Consider the following 19,389-nt stretch of genomic DNA (forward strand, 5'->3'; position numbering starts at 1 on the left):
TGGGAACCGGGGGTGGGGCAGGGGGACGCGAGGGTTGGCACTCGCATTGCTCTAGAAGCCAGGCAACACGGCGGGGTCGCAGCGGGCCGGAAGTACCGCGCGACATCGTCACCCTGGTAGGGGGTTCCATTGGGGAGCCCTCGACGCCCATCGTCTCGGCCGGCCCCGAGACGGTGGGCGACTTTTTTGCAGGCTACGGAGATGGCGGTGCCTCCCGTGGCTCCAGCTCGCCGGCGAAGGGGCCGGACTGCTGCTTCTCCAACAGCCAGATGCCGTTGCGGAAGACGAACTCCGAGGTGACGGTGTCGGTCTGCTCGGTGGCGGAGGGCAGGCGCATCCACTGGATGCGGCTGTGGACGGTGGCGCGGCGGCCGTCGTCGGAGAGCTTCACATCCTCGATTTCGTAGTCGGTGACGGTGAGGTCCCGGTCGTCGTGGAGCTCGCGGCGCTGGCGCTCGAAGTCCTGGCGCTCCTCGGGGACGAGGAAGCTGGACAGCGCGCGGTAGTTCCTCCAGCGCAGGTTCTTGTGGAAGCCCTCCACGACGGGCTGGAGCGCTTCCAGGTCCGACTTGGGCGGCGTGTGGGCACAGGCCCCACCGAGGACCAGGGCGACCATCAGGGCAGACAGGCGTTTCATGCGCATGACGGTACCAGCCGCTGGGCGGAACGGACGAGGGCAGTGGTATGGTCCGCGCTCCCCCGCCAACCGCACCGGAGTCGCGACTCAACATGGCCAAGTCGATGGTGGAGCGTTACGAGCAGCTCCTCCGGCAGGACCCGACCTCTTCCGTCTTCGTGGAGTTGGCGAAGGCGCTGCTGGAGAAGGGAGACGCGGCGCGCACCATCGAGGTGTGTACGCAGGGCATCTCCCACCACCCCACCTCCATCGTGGGGCGGGTGCTGTGGGGCAAGGCGCTCATCCAGCTGGGGCGGCCCGCGGAGGCGATGGAGCAGTTCGACCAGGCCATCGCCATCGAGCGGGACAACCCGTACGCCTACAACCTGATTGGCGACGTGCTTCTGCAGCGTGGCCTGTACCGCTCGGCGCTGCCGATCCTGCGCAAGGCCGTGGCGCTGCAGCCCAACAACGGGCGCGTGAAGCAGTGGTTGGATCAGGCCCAGCAGGCGCTGTCCGGTGGACCGGCGCCCATCTTCGCGGACCTGGGCACCCTGTCGATCCCGGCGGCGGCGCCGGAAGAGGAGGCGCCGGAGCCGCCGCCTGCTTCGGAGGCGCACCCGTCCGCGTTCGAGGCGCGCGCCGCGGCGGCGGCCGGACTGGAGCCGCGCCGGCCCGCCCGGACGGAGACGCCCGCGGGGGGAGTGGAGCCGCAGGCGGCATCGAAGGTCGGCGCGGTCGAGGCGCATGGCGGGCCCATCGCCGCCACCGGGACGCCGGTGCCCGCGGACGCGCGGGACGCAGGCTCCGTGGCCGCGGCGGATCCGTCGAACGCGGGCCCGTCGGATCCGGGGCAGGAGCCGGGTTCGGGACGGGGCCGTGCGGCTTCGGATCCCGGGCAGGAGCCGGGTTCAGGACGGGGCCGTGTGGCTTCGGATCCGGGCCAGGAGCCGGGGTCATCGGGCCGGGGGCGTGCGGCCAGTGGGGCGTCGGATCCGGGGCAGGAGCCCGGTTCGGGGCGTGGGCTCGAGGCATCAGGTGCCGGAGTGGAGCCGGGTTCGGGTGGCAGCGCTGATCCGGTGGACGGCGTGCCGTCGGCTCCGGACGCGGGCGCACCTCCCGTGTCCGCGGATCCAGGAGCCTCCGGGCGCGGGCGCAAGTCCGGAATGCTCGCGGACCTTCCCGACGCGCCTCCTCCGGATGAACCCGCCGCGTCGCAGGGCGGGGGACTGCTCGGAGACCTTCCGCCTCCGGAGGCGGCGCGGCCTCGCGCGGCCGCGCCGGTGACTCCCGCTCCGGTGGCACAGGCCGCGGGTGGCAAGCGCTCGCTGCTGGACGACATCCCGGACGCGACGGAGCTGGCGGCGGCCGCGGCGCGCAACAAGGCGGCGGCCAACGCGAAGGACACGGAGGCGCTCGCGGCGAAGTACGAGCGCGAGATGCACGAGAAGATCGCCAAGGAGCGGGCGAAGCAGTCCCTCATCGAGCGCTATGGCGCGAAGACCGTGGCGCTCTTCGTGGCGCTCATCTTTCTGGGCGCGAGCGCCGGCTTCTTCATCCTCTACCGCTCCCGCCAGGGCGGCCAGACGCTGTCGGAGACGCTGGAGCTCTCGAAGCGCGCCGTGGCGCAGGACACGGGCGCTTCGCTGGACGAGGCGCTCCGGCAGCTCGACCGCGCGCGCGACATGGACGAGTCCAGTCCCGCCGCATGGGCGCTCACGGGCTACGCGCACGCGCTGCGCTACCTGGACCACGGCGCCAACGCCGATGACCGACGGCTGGCGCTGGAGGCGCTGGAGAAGCCGGGCGTGAAGGAGGGCTTCAACGGCCTGGTGCTGGCCACCAACGCGCTCGTCGCCGACGACCGGGCCCGTGAGGCCGCGCACCGCGCGCTGCTCGCCTCGCAGGACGACGTGACGGAGGTGCACGCGCTCGCGGGCAGCCTGCTGCTCGCGGCCAAGGACGAGAAGAAGGCCCTGGACCGCTTCGACCGCGCGCTCAAGGCGTCGCCGGGCAACGTGCGCGCGCTGGTGTCGCTGGGCGACTACTACCTGGCCTCCGAGGACTTCCCGCAGGCGCTGGAGATGTTCAAGCGCGCTCGCGAGGTCTCCAAGGAACACCCGGCCGCCCGCATCGGCATGGCCGAGAGCCGGCTCGGGCTGGAGCAGGACCTGGACGCGGCGCTGGCGGACGTGGCGCCGCTCGCGCAGGACCCCAAGCTGCCTCCCGCGCTCCAGCCGCGTCAGCAGCTGGTGCACGGCGAGCTGCTGTCCGCGCTGGGCAAGTACGACGAGGCGCGCGAGATGCTCTCCAAGGGCACGCAGGGGCCGCTGGCCATGGACTTCCAGCTGGCGCTCGGGGCCGCGGGCCGCGCGGCGGGCAAGCTGGAGGCCGCGCAGCAGGCCTACGAGGCCGCGCTGAAGCTGCAGCCCAAGAGCGAGGCCGCGAAGGAGGGCCTGGGGCGGACGCTGGTGGACCGCGACCGCGAGAAGGAGGCCCTGCAGCGGCTGGAGGCCGACGGGGGCCGCAACGTGGCGCTGGTGCGGGGTGCGGCGTACGCGCGGCTCGGGGACTGGAAGCGCGCCCGCGCGGAGCTGGGCAAGACGCGCGTGAACGACCGCTATCCGCCGGAGGCCGTCGCGTGGCTCGCGCTGGCGGACGCCAACGAGGGCAACGGCGCCCAGGCGCGCGACGTGCTGGAGAAGGCCGTGGCCAAGAAGCCACGCACGGACCTGCGCGTGGCGCTGGGACAGGTGTACTGGCGCGAGCGCGCGCTGGACAAGGCGCAGGCCCAGTTCGACGAGGCGCTGAAGGACCCGCGCGACTACGAGGGCGCGTGCTCGCTGGGGCGGCTGCTGTTGTCGCGCGGCCTTCCGGACATGGCCCTCAAGCCGCTGACGCAGGCGGTGGAGCGCAACGGCGCGCACGGCGAGGCCCGCGACGCCCTGGGCCGCGCGCTCCTGGCGCTGGGCCGCACGCCGGAGGCGCTGAAGCAGTTCGAGGCGTGGCAGCTGGACAACCCGGGCAACGCGGCCGCGCAGAAGGGCTTCGCGCTGGCGCTGTACCACTCCGGCCGCCGCAAGGAGGCGGAAGGCGCGTCTGGCCGGGCGGTGAAGCTGGCGCCGGACGACGCGGAGGGGCAGCGCCTGCGCGCGGCGCTCCTGTTCGCCAACGGTGACGCGAAGGGCGGCTTCGCGGCGCTGGAGCGCGCCAACAAGCTGGACTCCAAGGACCCGAACACCTTCTGTGAAATCGCCCAGGCGTTCCTGCGCCAGGGGCAGGTGGAGAGCGCGGACGCGGCCTTCGCGGCGGCGCGGCGGGAAGGCCCGGACGCCACGTGCGGCCGCGTGGGCGAGCTGTACACGCAGCTGCCGGGCGGCGGACGGGGCGTGGCTCGCACGCTGCAGGACCTGGCGGACAAGGCGCCCACCGTCTGGGACAAGGCCTTCGCCCAGACGACGCTGGCGCGGGTGCTGCTGGGCGCCGGAGCCATGAAGGAGGCCCGCGCGGCGGCGGACGAGGCCGTGAAGCTGGCCCCCTACAGCGGGCGCGCGTACCTGGCCCTGGGCCTGGTGGCCTTCAAGCAGCGGCAGGAGGGCCCCGCGCGCGAGGCGCTGACCAAGGCCGTGGAGCTGGAGCCCACGGACGGCCTGGCGCACCTGGCGCTGGCGGACGTGCTGGTGCGCGAGTCCTTGGAGCTGCCCCGGGCGGTGGAGGCGTACGAGGCCTTCCTGAAGCTGGCCGGGGGGGCGCCGGAGGCGAACCGGGTGAAGAAGGCGCTTCCGCTCCTCAAGCGTCGGGCGTCGCGCTAGCGTGATTTCCGTGAGCGACCCGCGGCCCCCGTCCTCCCCCCTGCTGAAGGTCATGTGGGGCAACGCCTTCCTGCTGTCGGTGCTCTACCTGCTGGCGGGCATCGTCGTGGAGTCCGTCCGGCGGCGGTACCACACGCCCTTCTTCGAGCGCCTCTCCATGGCGCTGGATTCGCTGCCGGCGCGGGCGCTGGAGCTGGTGCACGCCATGGAGCCGCTGCGCGCCGCGTACTTCAGCGGCCGCATCACCGACCTGGGCGTGCGCGCCGTCTTCGGCGTGGCCACCGTGGCGGTCATCTTCCTCCTGGCCCTGGTGGTGGGCGCCATCATGGCCGTGCTGCGCCTGGCGCTCGTGCGCGCCACGCGTGGCGGCCCGCCCCCTCCGCAGCGCTGAGCGGTCAGCGCCGCGACTTCGCCTTGCGGATGCGCGGGGCCACGGGCGCCACCTGGGGTTCGTGGCCCGCCGCGCGCGCCATCAGGCAGATGTCCACCACCTTGGGGCCGAAGCGCTCCCAACGGCTCTCCCCGGTGCCCTTCACCGCGAGGAAGGACTCGCGGTCCACCGGCAGCGCGGCGGCCAGCCCCAGCAGCGTCGCGTCGTTGAAGATGATGAAGGGCGGGATGTCCAGGTCCCTGGCCAGGTCCTTGCGCCAGCGGCGCAGCTCCGTGGATGCCAGCTCGCTGTACGCCATCACCGGCGCCCCGGACGCGGCCGGCGCCGAGCGCGAGGACGAACCGGACGGCCTGGGCATCATGCTGCCCGCGCACCGGTCGCACTTGCCGCACACCGCCGCCGCGTCCGCCTGGCCGAAGTAGCGCAGGATGAACGCGCGCCGGCACTTGGGCGTGTACGCGTAGTCCGCCATCCGCTTGAGCATCAGCCGGTTGAGCCGCTCCTGCTCGCGCACCCGGGAGAGGTCCATCGACAGCTCACGGAACGGGACGCGCTCCAGCGCGCGGATGGAGCGCCCCGCGAACGGCCGGCGCACCCGTACCACGCCCGACTTCTCCAGGAGGCCCAGCGCGTGCCGGACGGCGTCCTCCGTCAGCCCCGTGCGCCGCGCGAGGATGGGCAACTCCGTGGTGGCCTGCCGTCCCACGGGAAAGGTCTCCAGCAGCGACCGCAGGAGCCGCTGTGACTCCGCGGCGTGCGGCTGCGCGCTGGCGGCCTTGTCCGTCAGCGTGATGCCGTACTCGCCTTCACCCCGGCCGCCGCGCTCCAGCTTGCCCTCGCGCTCGAAAATCTTCAGGGCGGCGGAGACCTCGAACTCGCTGGCGCCCACCATGCCCGCGAGCGCGTGCACGCCCCGGTCGAACTCCTCCACGGCCTGCAGCTGCGCCCAGATGTCCGACAGCACGGACTCGGATGGGTGGCTGCCCTCGATGAGGCGCTCCTGCGTGTACACGTCCGCGTGGTTGAACAGGAGCACCGCCGTGGCGGGGTTGCCGTCGCGTCCCGCGCGGCCAATCTCCTGGTAGTACGCCTCCACCGCGCGGGGGATGTTGGCGTGCGCGACGAAGCGGATGTCCGGCTTGTCGATGCCCATGCCGAAGGCGTTGGTGGCCACCGCCACCGCCTCCTTCGCGGACATGAAGTCCTCCTGCGCGCGGCGGCGGGCGTCGTCCTCCATGCCCGCGTGGTACAGCACCGCGTTCACCTTGCGCGTGACGAGCGCGGAGTGCATGCCTTCCGCCGCCTTGCGCGTGGAGCAGTAGATGATGCCGCTGCCGCCCTTCGCCGCCAGGCTCGCGCACGCGTCGCGGCGCTCCTCGTCCCCGCTGACGTTCACCACGTCCAGGAAGAGGTTGGGCCGGTCGAACCCCTGCGCGAACACCGCCGGGTCCTTCATCAGGAGCACCCGGACGATGTCCTCGCGCACCTCCGGCGTCGCCGTGGCGGTGAGGGCCACCGTGCGCGGGGGCCGCAGCCTCTTGCGCACCTGCCCCAGCATCGCGTAGTCCGGCCGGAAGTCGTGGCCCCACTGGGAGATGCAGTGGGCTTCGTCCACGGCGAACAGCTCCACGCCCAGCCCGGACACCAGCTCCAGGAAGCTCGCGCTGCGGAAGCGCTCCGGCGCCACGTAGAGCAGCTTGTACTCGCGGGCGCGCAGCTTGCGCAGGCGCTCCGCCCGCTCCACGTCCGACAGGGACGAGTTGATGTACGTGGCCGGGATGCCCTTCGCGGCCAGCTGCTCCACCTGGTCCTTCATCAGCGCGATGAGCGGCGACACCACCAGCGTGATGCCCGGCAACAGCAGCGCCGGCAGCTGGTAGCACAGGCTCTTGCCCGCGCCCGTGGGCATCACCACCACGGTGTTGCGGCCGCTGAGGACGGAGCTGATGACGGGCGCCTGGCCGGGGCGGAACTCCGACAGGCCGAAGTGCCGCACCAGTCCCTGCTGGGCATCCTCGAAATGGGGCAGGGACTCCGTCATCGCGCGCATGTTCACCATCCTGGATCGGCCGTCAACGCCAATCCCCTCCGTGGGCACCGGCGCCCCCACCTCACAGCTCGAGCCCCGGAGGAAGGGGAACCGCCAACGCGGCCCGTTTGCGCGCCACCTCGCGCCGCAGCGCCTCCGTCCGCTCCGGGTCCAGGCGGCCGTCCACGATGACGTCCCCCTCGCGCGCGCCCGGAGGCAGCCGCCAGCGCTCCACCGTGCACGCCTGCCCGCCGTCGGTCCGCACCACCAGGGCCCGCGTGTCCTCCAACACCTCCACCCGCAGGGGACTCGCCCCCAGCGCCAGCAGCACCCCCGCTCCCATCACCAGCCCCCTCCCGTGACGCACTTGCGCCGCCCCTCCCGCTCGCTGTCCGGGAGGATGCCCCGCTCCAGCATGGACACGAACACGCCGTCCCCCACGACGACGTGGTCCAACAGCTTCACGCCCAGGATCCCCGCCGCTCGCGCCAGGTGCTCCGTGAGCCCCACGTCCTGGAGGCTGGGCTCAGGGTCTCCGGAAGGGTGGTTGTGCGCGAGCACGATGGCCGTGGCCCTCGATGCGACCACCGCGGCGAACACCTCCCGCGGATCCACCGGACACGCGCTCAGCGTTCCTTCCGCCACCCGGGCGTCGCGCACCAGCACGTTGCGCGGGTTGAAGCAGAGCACGTGGAACACCTCGCGCCTCAGCGCGCCCAGCGTGGGCGCCAGGTACGCGTGCACCTCCTTCGGATTTCGCAGCCGGGGCCGCTTCTCCGGGGAGCGCTGCGCGCGCCGTCCCAATTCCAGCGCCGCCAGCAGCCGGGACGTGCGGGAGGGCCCCACGCCCCGCCGCGCGCACAAGACGCGCGGATCCTCCTGCACCAGCGCCTTGAGCCCGTCCCTCGCCACGCCGTCCGCCGCGTCCCCCAACCCCTCCGTCCACAGGAGCCCCAACAGCTCCAGGTCGGTGAGGGACTCCGCGCCCAGGCGGAAGAGGCGCTCGCGCGCATCCCCCCGTCCCGCGCCGCGCGCCCTCACCGACCTGGCCCCCGTGGCTTCCCCTTCGCCCGGCTCCACCCACGCCTCTCCACCCTGTTCCATCCCGCCTCCGTCCACGCGACGGCGGGCTTGAGCAAGGCATGTGCCCGCTGGGGTCCACTCCTGGACGCCCAGGCAGGCCCGTCCAGCGGCGTGTGAAGAGGCCCGGGAGCGGGACGGACAGCGATGCTCCACTCGCACTCCTGGCGTGCGAGGAGGCAGGAAGCGCCGGGGCCGCCAGCTAGAAGCGGGAGATGGCGAAGAAGCCCTTGATCTTGTCGTTCGTCTCGCGAAGCCGCTCGCTCAGCGTGCGGACGAACGTCCACAGGAGGACGTAGGCCAGGTCCTTGTCCGTGAACATCAGCTGGTCCAGCTTCGCGCGCTCGATGACCCACACCGTGCAGTCGGTGTGCGCGATGGCGTCCGCCGAGCGGGGAGAATCCTCGATGACCGCCATCTCTCCGAAATACTGGCCGGGTTCGAGGATGGCGAGCGCCTCCTCCCCGATGCCCGGCACGGATTTGGAAATGCGCACCTTGCCGGTGGTCAGGATGAACATCTCCTGGCCGGTGTCGCCTTCGCGGAATAGGAAGTCCCCCGCCGCGTGGCTCCGGGAGAGTGCAATCCGAGCGACCTTGGCGAGCTGGCCCTGGGTCAATCCCTCGAAGAGCGCAACCTTCTTGAGGACAGCGGCATCCATGGGGTCCAGGTTCGTATCATGGCCAGGATGGCGGTGTCTGGTACCGTCCCGGCCCGCAAACGTATGAGCGCAGGAGGCGCCGTGTCGCAGGACAAGATCCAGAAGGTCACCATCATCGGCTCGGGCCCGGCGGGCTACACCGCCGCCATCTACGCCGCGCGCGCCAACCTGGAGCCCGTGTTGTTCGCCGGCGGCCCCACCCTGGAGCACCCGCAGCGCGTCCCGGGCGGCCAGCTCATGGTCACCACGGACGTGGAGAACTACCCCGGCTTCCCGGAGGCCATCACCGGTCCGGAGCTGATGGAGCGCTTCCAGAAGCAGGCGGAGCGCTTCGGCACCGTCATCCACATGGAGAACATCACCAAGGTGGACTTCTCCCAGCGGCCCTTCCTGCTGGAGAGCGAGAGCGGCATGCAGGTGCGCTCGGAGACGGTCATCATCTCCACGGGCGCCACGGCCAAGTGGCTGGGCGTCAAGGGCGAGGACACCTACAAGAACCGGGGCGTGTCCGCGTGCGCCACCTGTGACGGCGCCTTCTTCAAGAAGCAGGACGTGCTGGTGGTGGGCGGCGGCGACACGGCCATGGAAGAGGCCACGTACCTGGCGAAGATCGTCAACCACGTCACGCTCATCCACCGCCGCGACTCGCTGCGCGCGTCCAAGGTGATGCAGGAGCGCGCGCTCAACAACCCGAAGATCTCCTTCATGTGGGACTCCGCGGTGGAGGAGGTGGTGGGCGACGGCAAGGGCATGACGGGCGCCGTGGTGCGCAACGTCAAGACGGGCGACAGCAAGCTGGTGAACGCGCACGGCCTCTTCGTGGCCATTGGCCACACGCCGAACACGGAGCTGTTCCAGGGCGTCCTGGAGACGCACCAGAGCGGCTACCTGAAGACGGTGCCGGGCAGCACGCGCACCAACGTCGAGGGCGTCTTCGCCTGCGGCGACGTGCAGGACAGCTACTACCGCCAGGCCATCACCGCGGCGGGCACGGGCTGCATGGCCGCCATCGACGCGGAGCGCTGGCTCATCGAGCACGGCGAGTAGTCCGCCCATCCTTTCCGTCCCTGAGCGAGACGACACGCGCATGAAGACGAAGCAGAAGACGGTGGCGGTGCACGCGGGCTCCCGGCTCACCGGGAGCAAGGCCGTGCCCGTCATGCCGCCCATCTTCCCGGCGGCGGTGAACTGGTTCGACAGCAGCGACGACCTGTCGGACGCGCTGGACGGAAAGGACTACGCCTACGCCCGCATCAGCGCGCCCAACGCCGCGCTGCTGGAGGAGGCCGTGGCTGCGCTCGAGGGCGCGGAGGCCTGCGTCGCCTACGCCAGCGGCATGGCCGCGCTGCGCTCGCTGTTCGACGCGCAGCCGTGGAAGGCCGGGGACGTGCTGGTGATGCCCACGGACGGCTACGGCGTCACCCGGGCGCTCTACAAGAACCTGTGCGCCCGCTGGGGCGTGGAATTGAAGCCCCTGGCCCCGACGTCCCCGGAGGCGCCCGCGCGCATCCGGGAGTGGCGCCCGCGCCTGGTCCTGGCGGAGAGCATCTCCAATCCGCTGCTGCGCGTGCCGGACATCCGCGCGCTCGCCGAGGCCTGCCGCGACGCGGGCGCGGTGTTCGCGGTGGACGCCACGTTCCCGTCCCCGTTCGGCCAGCGCGCGCTGGAGCTGGGCGCGGACTACGCGGTGCAGTCCACCAGCAAGTGGCTCAACGGCCACAGCGACGCCCTGGGTGGCACGGTGAGTGGCTCCAAGGCGCGCATCGACCCGCTGCGCTCGGCGCGCATCCTGTCCGGTGACGTGCTGGGCCCCTTCGAGGCATGGCTCACGCTGCGCGGCCTGCGCACGCTGCCCGTCCGCATGAAGGCCCACAACGAGCACGCCGCCCACGTGGCGAAGCGGCTGGCGGAGTCGCCGCTGCTGGAGCGGGTCATCTACCCGGGCCTCGCCTCCCATCCGGACCACGCGGTGGCTGCGCGGGTGCTGGAGGGTGGCTTCGGGCCCATGGTGGCGTTCGAAATCAAGGGCGCGGGGCAGAAGGAAGGGGACCGGTTCCTGGAGGCGCTGCGGGTGGCGAAGCCCGGGCCGTCGCTGGGAGACGTGGGCACGCTGGTGATGCACGCGGCCAGCGCCAGCGCGCGCCGCATGACGCCCCAGGAGCGCGCCCAGGCGGGCATCCGCGACAGCCTCATCCGCGTGTCCGTGGGGCTGGAGGACCCGGACGACGTGGCGGACGACCTGCTCGCCGCGGTGGCGAAGGGGGCCGGCCGGTGAAGATGGTGGACGTCGGCGACAAGCCGAAGACGGACCGCGTGGCGGTGGCCACCGCGCGCCTGCGCATGCTGCCGGAGACTCGCGAGCGCATCCTCGCGGGGAAGGTGGAGAAGGGGGACGTGCTCGCGGCGGCGCGGCTCGCCGGCATCATGGCCGCCAAGCGCACCCCGGACTTCGTGCCCCTGTGCCACCCCATCGCGCTCGCGGGCGTGGACGTGACGCTCGCGCCCGTGGAGGAAGGCCTGGAGGTGCGCGTGCGCGTGAAGACGGTGGACCGCACGGGCGTGGAGATGGAGGCGCTCACGGCCGCGTGCGCATCCGCGCTCACCGTCTATGACATGTGCAAGAGCGTGGACCGGGGCATGGTCATCGAAGCGGTGCAACTGGACCACAAGTCCGGCGGCCGCTCCGGCACCTGGGACCGCGACCCGGCTTAACGCGCCTGCGCCTCCGCGCGCAGCCGCTCCAGGAAGAAGGCCGTCACCACCAGCGAGTGCGTGATGTGTCCCTCCAGGATGAGCCGGGGCAGGTCCGCTCTCGGGTGCAACTCCACGGCGATGTCCTCGCCGTCGTCCGGGTCGCCTTCGCTCACGCGCTCGCAGTCCAGCGCCAGGTACGTGTGGCAGCGGTTGGCCTGGAAGGCCGGGTTGGGATGCACGACGCCCAATGGCTCCAGCCTCGCGGCGCGGTAGCCCGTCTCCTCCTCCAGCTCGCGCGCGGCGGCCGTGGCCGGGTCCTCGCCCGGGTCGATGACGCCGCCCGGCACCTCCAGCGTCGCCGCGTCGATGCCGAAGCGGAACTGGCGCACCATCACCAGCTCGTCCTGCTTCGTCACCGCGATGACGTTCACCCAGTCCGCGCAGTCCATGTGCACGCGCGGGTGCTCCCGGTGCGTGCGCGGGTCCGCGACCCTGTCCTCGCGGATCTGCACCACCGTGAAGTCGTGCACCAGGCCCCGGCGCAGTCGCGGCCAGGGCTTCACCTTCGTCTCGGGCGCGGACGCCATGCGACAGACTCCCTCTCGCTAGTTGAGCAGCTCCGCCCGCTCGCGCAGCTCCCGCGCGGACATCTCCAGGCGCTCGCGGTCCGGCGCGTCCGGTGACAGCTCCAGGCAGCGCTCCACGTCCTTCAAGGCCGCGCGGAAGGCGCCCATCGTGGTGAGCAGCGACGCGCGGGTGCGCAGCTCTCCCGGATGGTCCGGCGCCAGCAGCAAGAGCAGGTCCACCACCGCCAGGCCCTGCTGGCTGTCGTCGCGCCCCAGGTACACGCGGCGAAGGTTGGACAGCATGCGGTACGCGATGAGCTCCACCGGCGCGGGCGCGAGCATGGACCGGTCGAACTTGAGCTGCGGCGCCACGCGCTTGAGCAGCTCCTCGCAGCCGTGCTCGGTGAGGATGTCGCCGTGGTGGAAGGGGTCCATCACCAGCTTGTGGTCGCCTGCGTCGCACGCCACCAGGAAGTGGCCGGGGAAGGGGACGCCGTACAGCGGAATGCCCGCGCGGCGCGCCACCTCCAGGTACAGCACCGACAGCGTGATGGGCAGCCCCACCTTCCGCTCCAGCACCTGGTCCAGGAAGCTGTTGTCCGGGGCGTGGTAGTCCTCCTCGTTGCCCCGGAAGCCCTCGATGTCCGCCAGCACGTGGCGAAGCGCGCGCAGCGGGGCCAGCGCCTCGCCCTTCTCGCGCAGCCGCTCCGCCTCCACCTGCACCCGCGCGCCGAGCGCGTCCAGCGTCCTCAGACACGCCGGAGCATCCAGGTCCTCGCGGCCCAGCGTCGCGATGGCCAGGGCCGCCAGGTCCAGCCGCGGAGGCTCCGCGGCCAGGGAAGACACCAGCCGCTCGCGCGCGAGCGGAGGGCCGAATCCAGAGGGAAAGCTCACGGTTGGCACCAGTAACCCACGGACGCTCCTCACGGCAAAGGCAGGCAGCCGAGCGTCAGGACGCCGGCGGCGCCGCCGGCAGCCGGCCCTTGATTTCCGCCCGGAGCGCCATCTGCGCGGAAATCAGCCCCGCCAGGATGCCGTCCTCGAACTCGAAGGTCGGGTGCTCCTTCAGCTCGGGGAAGTCGTGCGGGTTGCGCAGCTCCTCCGGCCCGATGTTGGGCACCGCCTCGCGCGCCAGCTTGAGCACCTTCGCCTGCTGCTGGGCGATCATCCGCTCGTAGAGGGGGGTGGCCAGGGCCAGGAACTCGTTCGCCGTCTCTTCCGTCATGGTGTGTCTGCCTCGCCTCACTCTTGCGCGATGTCCCACTTCATGCGCCGGTAGGTGTAACGGAAGGCCTCGGCGTTTGCTTCGACGGCGTCCCCCTGGGCCTCCCGCCCGTCCAGGAAGGCGACGAAGTCGAACTGCCGGCCGGGCTGGCCGTACTCCGCGTCGAACACGCGCACGATTTCGTTCGCCGGCAGCGTGCGCCGGCCCGCCACGCTCACCAGGGGGATGTCCAGACCCTTCATGTCCTTTGAGGGGGCGTAGGACTTCCACACCAGCTCCGTGCACACCAGCGACTGGTCGGAGAAGAAGTCGAAGTTGAAGTCGTACGGGCGGCCCTGGAAGGTGAAGGCGCGCAGGATGGCGCGGGCCTTGTCCAGCGGGGACAGCCGGGGCCGCAGGACGCCCAGGTAGTCCACGTGCATGCCGTGCTCCACGCCGGTGAAGCTCACGCCCTCGCTGATGGATTCGATGATGCGCACCGGGTCGCCGTGCGCGTCCGGCCGGGTGTACTCCGCCCACTTGGCGGGGAAGGCCTTCGCCAGGTGGGCGGTGAACGTCTCCGGATGGCCGGGCAGGGTGGCCACCCAGGCCTTCACGCCAGGCTCCGCGTCGAAGGCCTGGGAGAGCTCCCGCGAGGTGCCCACGTACAGCTCCGCGTGCGGCCAGAAGCCCGGCAGTCCGATGTTGGACAGGAACCAGTTCTGGCGCGCGACCATCACGTCCCCGGGCTCCATGCGCGGCAGCAGCGCCAGCGCCTGCTCCCGGGAGATGAGCGGACGGCCCGAGCGGTGCACGCGGGTGTCCCCCATCCACTCCGCCACCGTCTTCTGCACCGGGAACACCGCGCGGGCGGTGGTGTCCTGGGTGAGGTCCGCGGCGGCCTTCGCGAAGAGCACCGGGCCTCGCTTCAGGAGGCGCGTGCGGGCCGCCTTGCTGTCCTCGCGCATGGCCTGGAAGAGCGCGGAGACGCCGGGCTCGTCCAGCACGCCGGACCTCGCCAGCACCGGGTGCAGCGTCGCGCGGTAGCCGTCGCCCGTGAAGAGCTGCGTGCTGGTGCCCACGTGGACGACCTTCTCCTTGAAGCGGCTGAAGGCGCGCGCGGGCAGGCCGTACTCCGGGCCGGGCTCATCCAGGAGCACCTCCAGCTGCTTCTGGCTCCCGGCGAGGTCCGCGAAGGCCATGCCCTGCGCCAGCTCCGCGGCGAGCGCCGCGTGGGTGAGGAGGAAGCCCCAGGCGTGCTTCTTCGGCTGGGTGAGGGCGGGCACCTTGAGGAAGTCCCAGTAGCGCTGGCGCACCACCTCCGTGGTGACGAAGCAGTCGAAGAACGCGGCCCAGGTGGACACCAGGAGCTGCTTCTCGTCCGGCGTGTAGGGCACGTCCTGGTCGCGCCGGTACAGCGCCTTGGAGCGGAAGGCCTCCTCACGAAGCCGGCGCAGCCCCTCCGTCCCCAGGCGCAGCGTCTCCAGGTCCCGGCGGGCCTGGGCGACGAAGGCGGCGTCATCCAGCGCGTAGATGTCGCGCGGGGCCTGCTCGGCGGCGGGGCCGGGCGGAGGGGACGCCGGTTCGGCGGGAGGGCTGGCGAGCGTGAGCCAGGCGGCGAGCAGGGAAGCGGAGGACATCGGAGGGCAGGACTCCGGCGGGCGTGGGCGCGGGGACTCTAGCGCGAAGCGGACGCGGGAGAGGCGGACGGTCCCCCGCTCGCCCGGCGTCGAAGGAGGTACAGGGGAGGTACAGGCGGCCAGGGTGGCCCGGTGCGGGCGGCATCCCCACGTTGATGCGTGGATGACCGTCCGGGCATGGGAGCTCCGGGCGCAAGAAAGGTGGAAGACACGATGGCTTACGGAAAGGCGGAGGACCTCTCGCGCTCCATCACCCCGCACCTGGATGGGGTGGAGTACCCGGCGACGCGCGAGGAACTCGTCGAGACCGCCGCGGACAACGAGGCCCCGGTCGACATCATCAACATCCTCAAGTCCCTGCCGCAGGACGAGTACATGCTGCGCGAGCACGTGCTGCGCGACCTGGCGGAGGCCGAGCGCCGCTTCGCGATGAACGGGCTGCCGGACGACGACGGCGTGGACCGCGACCGGCGCAACATCGGGCGCGACCGCGTCGAGGGTGCCTCCGAGGGCGAGACGCGCCACCCCTAGTGTCGCCTGCGCGCTGACACTCGACGCAAGGACGTTGCAAGACGCTCGCGGGCGCCCTGGCTTTCTGCCAGCGTTCGCGAGCGCATGCGTACGGGCCTCGTGTGGAGCTGTCTTCTGCTGTCGCTGGCGGGTGCCGGGTGCAAGTCCCGGTATCCGCCGCTCACCCCCCCGCCGGGGCTGCCGCCGCCGGTGCGTCTGGACTTCAAGCCCCCCGTGGACCGCCTGCTCACCGAATCCGTGCGCGCCACCCGCACCCTCCAGCGCGAGGGCCTGCCCGAGGTGCGCGACGAGGCGGCCTTCACCACCGAGACGCGCTTCACTCCGTCCGACGGCGGCTGGCGCGCGGCCCAGTCCGTGCGCACCCCGCGGCAGGTCCATGACGGGCGGGACGTGCCGTCCCTGTCCGGCGCCGTGCTGGAGCGCTTCACGCTGCGCATGCAGCTGGCGGCGGACGGCACCTTCGTGAAGCTGGTGGGCCCGGAGGCCGCGCAGGAGGCGCTGCGGCAGGTGGCGCCCGAGGGCGGCCCCGGCGTGCCGGAGGTGGAGCGCTTCTTCAGCCCGGAGGCGCTGGAGATCCGCACGCGCCGCGAGTGGGAGGCGAAGTACGCGGGGCTGCTCCAGCGCAACCTGGTGGAGGGGCAGCGCACCTGGGCGGTGGACTCCGTGACGGTGGACGGCGCGGAGCGCACCTATCTCTTGGAGCGCACGGTGCAGGGCACGCGCCCGACGATGTTCGGCGACGCGGTGGTGCTGTCGTTGCGCTGCCTGGACGCGCTGCCGCCCAAGGCGCCGGAGGAGCTCAAGGCGGTGTGGGCGGAGGCCGGCTCGCCCGGACTTTCGAAGGGTGTGACGTGTGAAGGCGAACAGGTGGTGGCGACGGGCCGTTTCATCCCGGTGCGCCGCCTGCTGAAGGTGAAGGCGGTGGAGGCGGGCACGACGCTCACGCTCACCACCGAGTCCCAGGCGGAAGCGCTCCAGGAGGAAGGGCCATGAGCCACGACGAGTACCTCATCGAGGACGACGCGGGTGTGAAGCGCGTGGTGCAGGAGGCGAAGCGGGTGGCGGTGCTGGGCATCAAGACGGAGGACCACTCCGCCCAGCCCGCGTACTACGTGCCGGAGTACCTGGCGAAGGCGGGCGTGGACGTGGTGCCGGTGCCCGTCTACTACCCGGACGCGAAGGTGATCCTGGGCAAGCCGGTGTACCGGAGGCTGGTGGACATCCCGGGCGACATCGACGTGGTGGATGTGTTCCGCCGGCCCGGCGACATCGACCAGCACGTGGACGACATCATCGCCAAGAAGCCCAAGGCGGTGTGGTTCCAGTCCGGCATCCGCAACGACGCCGCGGCGAAGCGGCTCGCGGCCGCGGGCATCCGCGTGGTGCAGGACCGCTGCCTGATGGTGGACCACCGCCGCTACAGCGGGCGCTGACGCCAGGAACGACAACGGCCCCCCGCACCCCGAAGGGCACGGCGGGCCGCGTGGCCGCGCGTGGAGGTCGGCGGCCCTCGTCAGGTGTCAGTAGTTGCCGGAGATGACCTTGGGCAGGGCCTTCTGCAGGTCCGGCAGGGGGCCGATCTGCCGCGAGTCCGCGGCCTGCGCCGTGCCGTTGTTGCGCAAGAGGCCGCGCATCTGCACGGACGTCAGCAGCCGGCCGTTGGCCTTCGCCACGCCCTGGGCGCTGACGGCGGTGCCCACGATGATGGGCGACGCGCTGGAGGTGCCGCTGAAGGTGGACGTGTAGTACTGGTCCTCGCCGTAGGCGCTGCCGAAGCGGTCGCCGTAGCCGGTGGACACGACGGACTCACCCCAGCCGTGCACGTTCACGCGCTGGCCGAAGTTGGTCCAGCACATGGGCACGCGCGTGGTGGCGGTGCTGGCGCCCACGATGATGGCCCCCGAGTCCCGCGTGGCCGGGTTGAACAGGCCGCCGTAGGCCGCCGCGTCCAGGTCCGCGCTGCCGTTGCCCGCCGCCTCCACCACGATGACGCCGTTGGCGGTGGCGTTGCGGATGGCGTCGAAGTTGTCCTGCCAGTACTCCATCGCGATGTAGTTGCACTGGGACGTGTTGCACGTGCAGGGCGTGCCGTCCGCGGGGCCGCCCGCGTGCAGTTCGATCAGGATGACGCCGCCCGCGCCCACCGCGGCCGCCGCGTTGGTGATGGCGCTCGCGGTGCTCTGCGCGCCAATGGCCTCCACGCCCGGCGTCGCCGCGTGGGCGATGCCCGTCACGCCGTAGGCGTTGGACGCGCCGATGATTTCACCCAGCACCGCGGTGCCGTGGTTGCGCCAGCCCAGGTCGTTGTACTGCGTGCCGCCCACGCGGAAGAACGTGGGGAAGTCCTCGTGCGTGGTGCGCCAGGCGCCCTCGATGTCCACGAACTTCACGTTGGTGCCCTTGCCGCCGTTCACCGTCCACGCGTACGTCGCGTTGACGCCGGAGGGCGCCGCGTTGAGGTAGCCCTGGTTGGCCTGGTACAGCGGCGTGGTGGGCGGCAGGTCCGCCGCGGAGAGCAGCGCGCGCAGCCCCGCCTCCATGCCGAAGTTCACCATCGCCGGCTCCGCGGGGGGCGCCGCGTAGGCCGTCTCCACGCTTCCGACGCGGTTGAGCGCCGCCACCAGGTCCGCCACGGTGTCCGCGGTGGTGCCGGGCAACAGCGGGACTTCGAAGTACAGGTTCAGGTCCGCCAGCTGCTCGCCGCTCGACCGCTCACCGGACAGCTTGCTCGCGTCCAGCGCGGCCTCGTCCGCCTGGAACACCCGCTCCAGCGACCCGATGCGCGGCGCACGCTCCAGCAGCGCCACCACCTCCGCCAGGTCCGCCTCCACGCGCGCATCGTCCAGGCGCAGGCCGGACAGGAGCGCGCGCTCGCTGGCGCTGCGCTCGGAGGCGAGCACGCGCAGCGCATCGCCGCGCAGACGGATGTGGCTGCCCTCGTGGAACTTCACCACCAGCCGCTCCACGAACGTCCCCGCGGGCAGCTCCCGGCCCGTGGGCTTCGCCAGGAGCGCACGCGGCGTCAGCGAGGGTGCGGCGCCAGCAGCGGGGGCCAACGCCAGCAGGGACACAGCCATGACCGCGCCACGCAGGGGGCGCGGGGACAGCGTCGACTTCAGCATGGACTTCCTCCGGGATGGACAGCACTCCCACCATGCTACGCCGGTCTGTCATTTAAATCTTGATATTCTGTTATTTCTGTCCTGTTGATTTATTCAGTCCTTGTTGAACCGAGCGGGCGGGCGGGCGGGCGAAGGCGCTCAGGTGCTCTGCTCGAAGGGCAAGGGAGGCCGGGCCAGGGCGCGCTCGGCGGACAGCCGGGCTTGATCCAGGGCGTCGAAGCCGCGCTCCAGCGTGGCGGGCGTCACCGGGGGCAGGTTGGAGACGACGACGTAGACGGGCACGTTGCGTGTCTGGAGCACGGTGAGCTGGAGGCGGAAGTGGTCGCGCCTCAGCGCCGCGGACCCGGCGGCCAGGCCCTGCGGGTAGGCCATGGGGCCGCCCACCACCTTGCGCGTCCGGCTGGGCAGGAAGTGCACGAGGATGGCGTCCAGGTCCTTGCCCATGGCGCTCTCCTGCAGCGCCAGCGCGGGCGCCTTGTCCACCAGGCCGCCGTCCCAGAACAGCTGGCCGTCCAGCGGCACCGCGCGGAAGAGGCCCGGGTATGCGCAGGTGGCGTGGACGCGCGGGGCCAGCTCCCCCGTGGTGAACACCTGGTGCGTGCCGTGGGTGAGGTTGGCCGCGGTGAGCAAGAGCGGGTGCGGCAGGTCCTCGAAGGTGGAGACGGGCAGCGTGTCCTCCAGCAGGCGCCGGAAGCGCTCGCCCTTGAGCAGGCCCGTGAAGCCGTGCCCCTGCGACGCCACGTTCAGCACCGCGCCAAGGGGGTCCGGGTCCCAGAAGTTGGCCCGCGTCTGGCGCAGCACCAATTCCTCCAGGGCCGGCATGGGCATCCCCGCCGCCGCGTAGGCCGCCACCATCCCGCCCGCGGACGTGCCCGCGTAGGCGTGCGGCTTCAGCCCGGAGGCATGCAGCCCCTTGAGGAAGCCCGCGTGGCCATAGAACCCGAAGTAGCCCGCGGACAGGACCAGCCCGAACCGCTTGCCTTCGAGCAGGGAGTGCAACGTGGAAGAGGGAGCCATTTCGGATTTTTACGGGATGGGTGCGC

At 71.9% G+C, this 19,389-nt stretch carries 19 protein-coding genes; 8 read left to right on the top strand and 11 right to left on the bottom strand.

Translation table 11 applies throughout. From position 1 onward, the window contains the following. Nucleotides 1-193 precede the first annotated feature (193 nt). The gene (locus KYK13_RS10175) at nt 194-637 is read right to left on the bottom strand and encodes a hypothetical protein (protein WP_223643869.1); all 444 of its coding nucleotides are present in this window, start codon (nt 635-637) and stop codon (nt 194-196) included. Between the two features lie 92 nt (nt 638-729). Between KYK13_RS10175 and KYK13_RS10180 the strand changes: the two genes are divergently transcribed. Further along, the gene (locus KYK13_RS10180; RefSeq protein WP_223643870.1) at nt 730-4,428 is read left to right on the top strand and encodes a tetratricopeptide repeat protein; all 3,699 of its coding nucleotides are present in this window, start codon (nt 730-732) and stop codon (nt 4,426-4,428) included. 52 nt (nt 4,429-4,480) lie between these two features. Beyond that, nucleotides 4,481-4,819, top strand: a complete 339-nt coding sequence (locus KYK13_RS10185) for a hypothetical protein (protein WP_223646579.1) — start codon at nt 4,481-4,483, stop codon at nt 4,817-4,819. A 4-nt stretch (nt 4,820-4,823) separates the two neighbouring features. Here the strand turns inward: KYK13_RS10185 and KYK13_RS10190 are convergent, their stop codons facing one another. The 4 genes from KYK13_RS10190 to KYK13_RS10205 all read right to left on the bottom strand — a co-directional run bounded on the left by KYK13_RS10190 (nt 4,824) and on the right by KYK13_RS10205 (nt 8,589). Continuing rightward, nucleotides 4,824-6,878 carry an ATP-dependent DNA helicase RecQ gene (locus KYK13_RS10190; RefSeq protein ID WP_223643871.1) on the bottom strand — a complete coding sequence of 685 codons (2,055 nt, stop codon included), beginning with the start codon at nt 6,876-6,878 and terminating at the stop codon, nt 4,824-4,826. A 52-nt stretch (nt 6,879-6,930) separates the two neighbouring features. Next, entirely contained in the window at nt 6,931-7,191 is a 261-nt protein-coding gene (locus KYK13_RS10195) for a DUF3006 domain-containing protein (RefSeq protein WP_223643872.1), read from the bottom strand. Further along, nucleotides 7,191-7,952: a DNA repair protein RadC gene (radC, locus tag KYK13_RS10200; RefSeq protein WP_223643873.1), complete on the bottom strand. Its 762-nt coding sequence runs from the start codon at nt 7,950-7,952 to the stop codon at nt 7,191-7,193. Before radC ends, KYK13_RS10195 begins: the two co-directional genes overlap by 1 nt. Before the next feature lie 178 nt (nt 7,953-8,130). Further along, the gene (locus KYK13_RS10205; protein ID WP_223643874.1) at nt 8,131-8,589 is read right to left on the bottom strand and encodes a cyclic nucleotide-binding domain-containing protein; all 459 of its coding nucleotides are present in this window, start codon (nt 8,587-8,589) and stop codon (nt 8,131-8,133) included. Nucleotides 8,590-8,652: 63 nt separating this feature from the next. Between KYK13_RS10205 and trxB the strand changes: the two genes are divergently transcribed. From trxB to moaC, 3 genes are read left to right on the top strand one after another with little or no spacing between them, the layout of a single operon-like run. Further along, entirely contained in the window at nt 8,653-9,636 is a 984-nt protein-coding gene (gene trxB, locus KYK13_RS10210) for a thioredoxin-disulfide reductase (RefSeq protein WP_370645330.1), read from the top strand. A 40-nt stretch (nt 9,637-9,676) separates the two neighbouring features. Then, the gene (locus KYK13_RS10215; protein WP_223643876.1) at nt 9,677-10,864 is read left to right on the top strand and encodes a PLP-dependent aspartate aminotransferase family protein; all 1,188 of its coding nucleotides are present in this window, start codon (nt 9,677-9,679) and stop codon (nt 10,862-10,864) included. Next, nucleotides 10,861-11,301, top strand: a complete 441-nt coding sequence (gene moaC / locus KYK13_RS10220) for a cyclic pyranopterin monophosphate synthase MoaC (protein WP_304504102.1) — start codon at nt 10,861-10,863, stop codon at nt 11,299-11,301. The genes KYK13_RS10215 and moaC overlap by 4 nt, the downstream gene beginning before the upstream one ends. On the opposite strand, the gene KYK13_RS10225 is transcribed toward moaC, so the two are convergent. The 4 genes from KYK13_RS10225 to KYK13_RS10240 are packed head-to-tail and all read right to left on the bottom strand — an operon-like array spanning nt 11,298 to nt 14,693. Beyond that, nucleotides 11,298-11,870, bottom strand: coding sequence for an NUDIX hydrolase (locus KYK13_RS10225; RefSeq protein WP_223643877.1), 573 nt, complete (start codon nt 11,868-11,870; stop codon nt 11,298-11,300). The genes moaC and KYK13_RS10225 overlap by 4 nt on opposite strands. Nucleotides 11,871-11,888: 18 nt before the next feature. After that, nucleotides 11,889-12,743 (bottom strand): SirB1 family protein, encoded by an 855-nt coding sequence (locus KYK13_RS10230; protein WP_223643878.1) that lies wholly within the window; start codon nt 12,741-12,743, stop codon nt 11,889-11,891. A 55-nt stretch (nt 12,744-12,798) separates the two neighbouring features. After that, nucleotides 12,799-13,074 (bottom strand): hypothetical protein, encoded by a 276-nt coding sequence (locus KYK13_RS10235; RefSeq protein ID WP_223643879.1) that lies wholly within the window; start codon nt 13,072-13,074, stop codon nt 12,799-12,801. A gap of 17 nt (nt 13,075-13,091) precedes the next feature. After that, nucleotides 13,092-14,693 carry a YiiX/YebB-like N1pC/P60 family cysteine hydrolase gene (locus tag KYK13_RS10240; protein WP_223643880.1) on the bottom strand — a complete coding sequence of 534 codons (1,602 nt, stop codon included), beginning with the start codon at nt 14,691-14,693 and terminating at the stop codon, nt 13,092-13,094. Nucleotides 14,694-14,906: 213 nt separating this feature from the next. Between KYK13_RS10240 and KYK13_RS10245 the strand changes: the two genes are divergently transcribed. From KYK13_RS10245 to KYK13_RS10255, 3 genes are all read left to right on the top strand, one after another. After that, the gene (locus KYK13_RS10245; protein WP_223643881.1) at nt 14,907-15,224 is read left to right on the top strand and encodes a DUF2795 domain-containing protein; all 318 of its coding nucleotides are present in this window, start codon (nt 14,907-14,909) and stop codon (nt 15,222-15,224) included. Nucleotides 15,225-15,308: 84 nt separating this feature from the next. Then, nucleotides 15,309-16,217, top strand: a complete 909-nt coding sequence (locus KYK13_RS10250; protein ID WP_223643882.1) for a hypothetical protein — start codon at nt 15,309-15,311, stop codon at nt 16,215-16,217. Beyond that, nucleotides 16,214-16,657 carry a CoA-binding protein gene (locus KYK13_RS10255; protein ID WP_223643883.1) on the top strand — a complete coding sequence of 148 codons (444 nt, stop codon included), beginning with the start codon at nt 16,214-16,216 and terminating at the stop codon, nt 16,655-16,657. The genes KYK13_RS10250 and KYK13_RS10255 overlap by 4 nt, the downstream gene beginning before the upstream one ends. An 87-nt stretch (nt 16,658-16,744) precedes the next feature. On the opposite strand, the gene KYK13_RS10260 is transcribed toward KYK13_RS10255, so the two are convergent. Both KYK13_RS10260 and KYK13_RS10265 read right to left on the bottom strand, forming a co-directional pair. Continuing rightward, nucleotides 16,745-18,346: a S8 family serine peptidase gene (locus KYK13_RS10260; RefSeq protein WP_223643884.1), complete on the bottom strand. Its 1,602-nt coding sequence runs from the start codon at nt 18,344-18,346 to the stop codon at nt 16,745-16,747. A gap of 138 nt (nt 18,347-18,484) precedes the next feature. Further along, nucleotides 18,485-19,363 (bottom strand): patatin-like phospholipase family protein, encoded by an 879-nt coding sequence (locus tag KYK13_RS10265; protein WP_223643885.1) that lies wholly within the window; start codon nt 19,361-19,363, stop codon nt 18,485-18,487. Nucleotides 19,364-19,389 lie beyond the last annotated feature (26 nt).

This window comes from Corallococcus sp. EGB (genome assembly GCF_019968905.1).
In the GTDB taxonomy this organism is placed as follows: domain Bacteria; phylum Myxococcota; class Myxococcia; order Myxococcales; family Myxococcaceae; genus Corallococcus.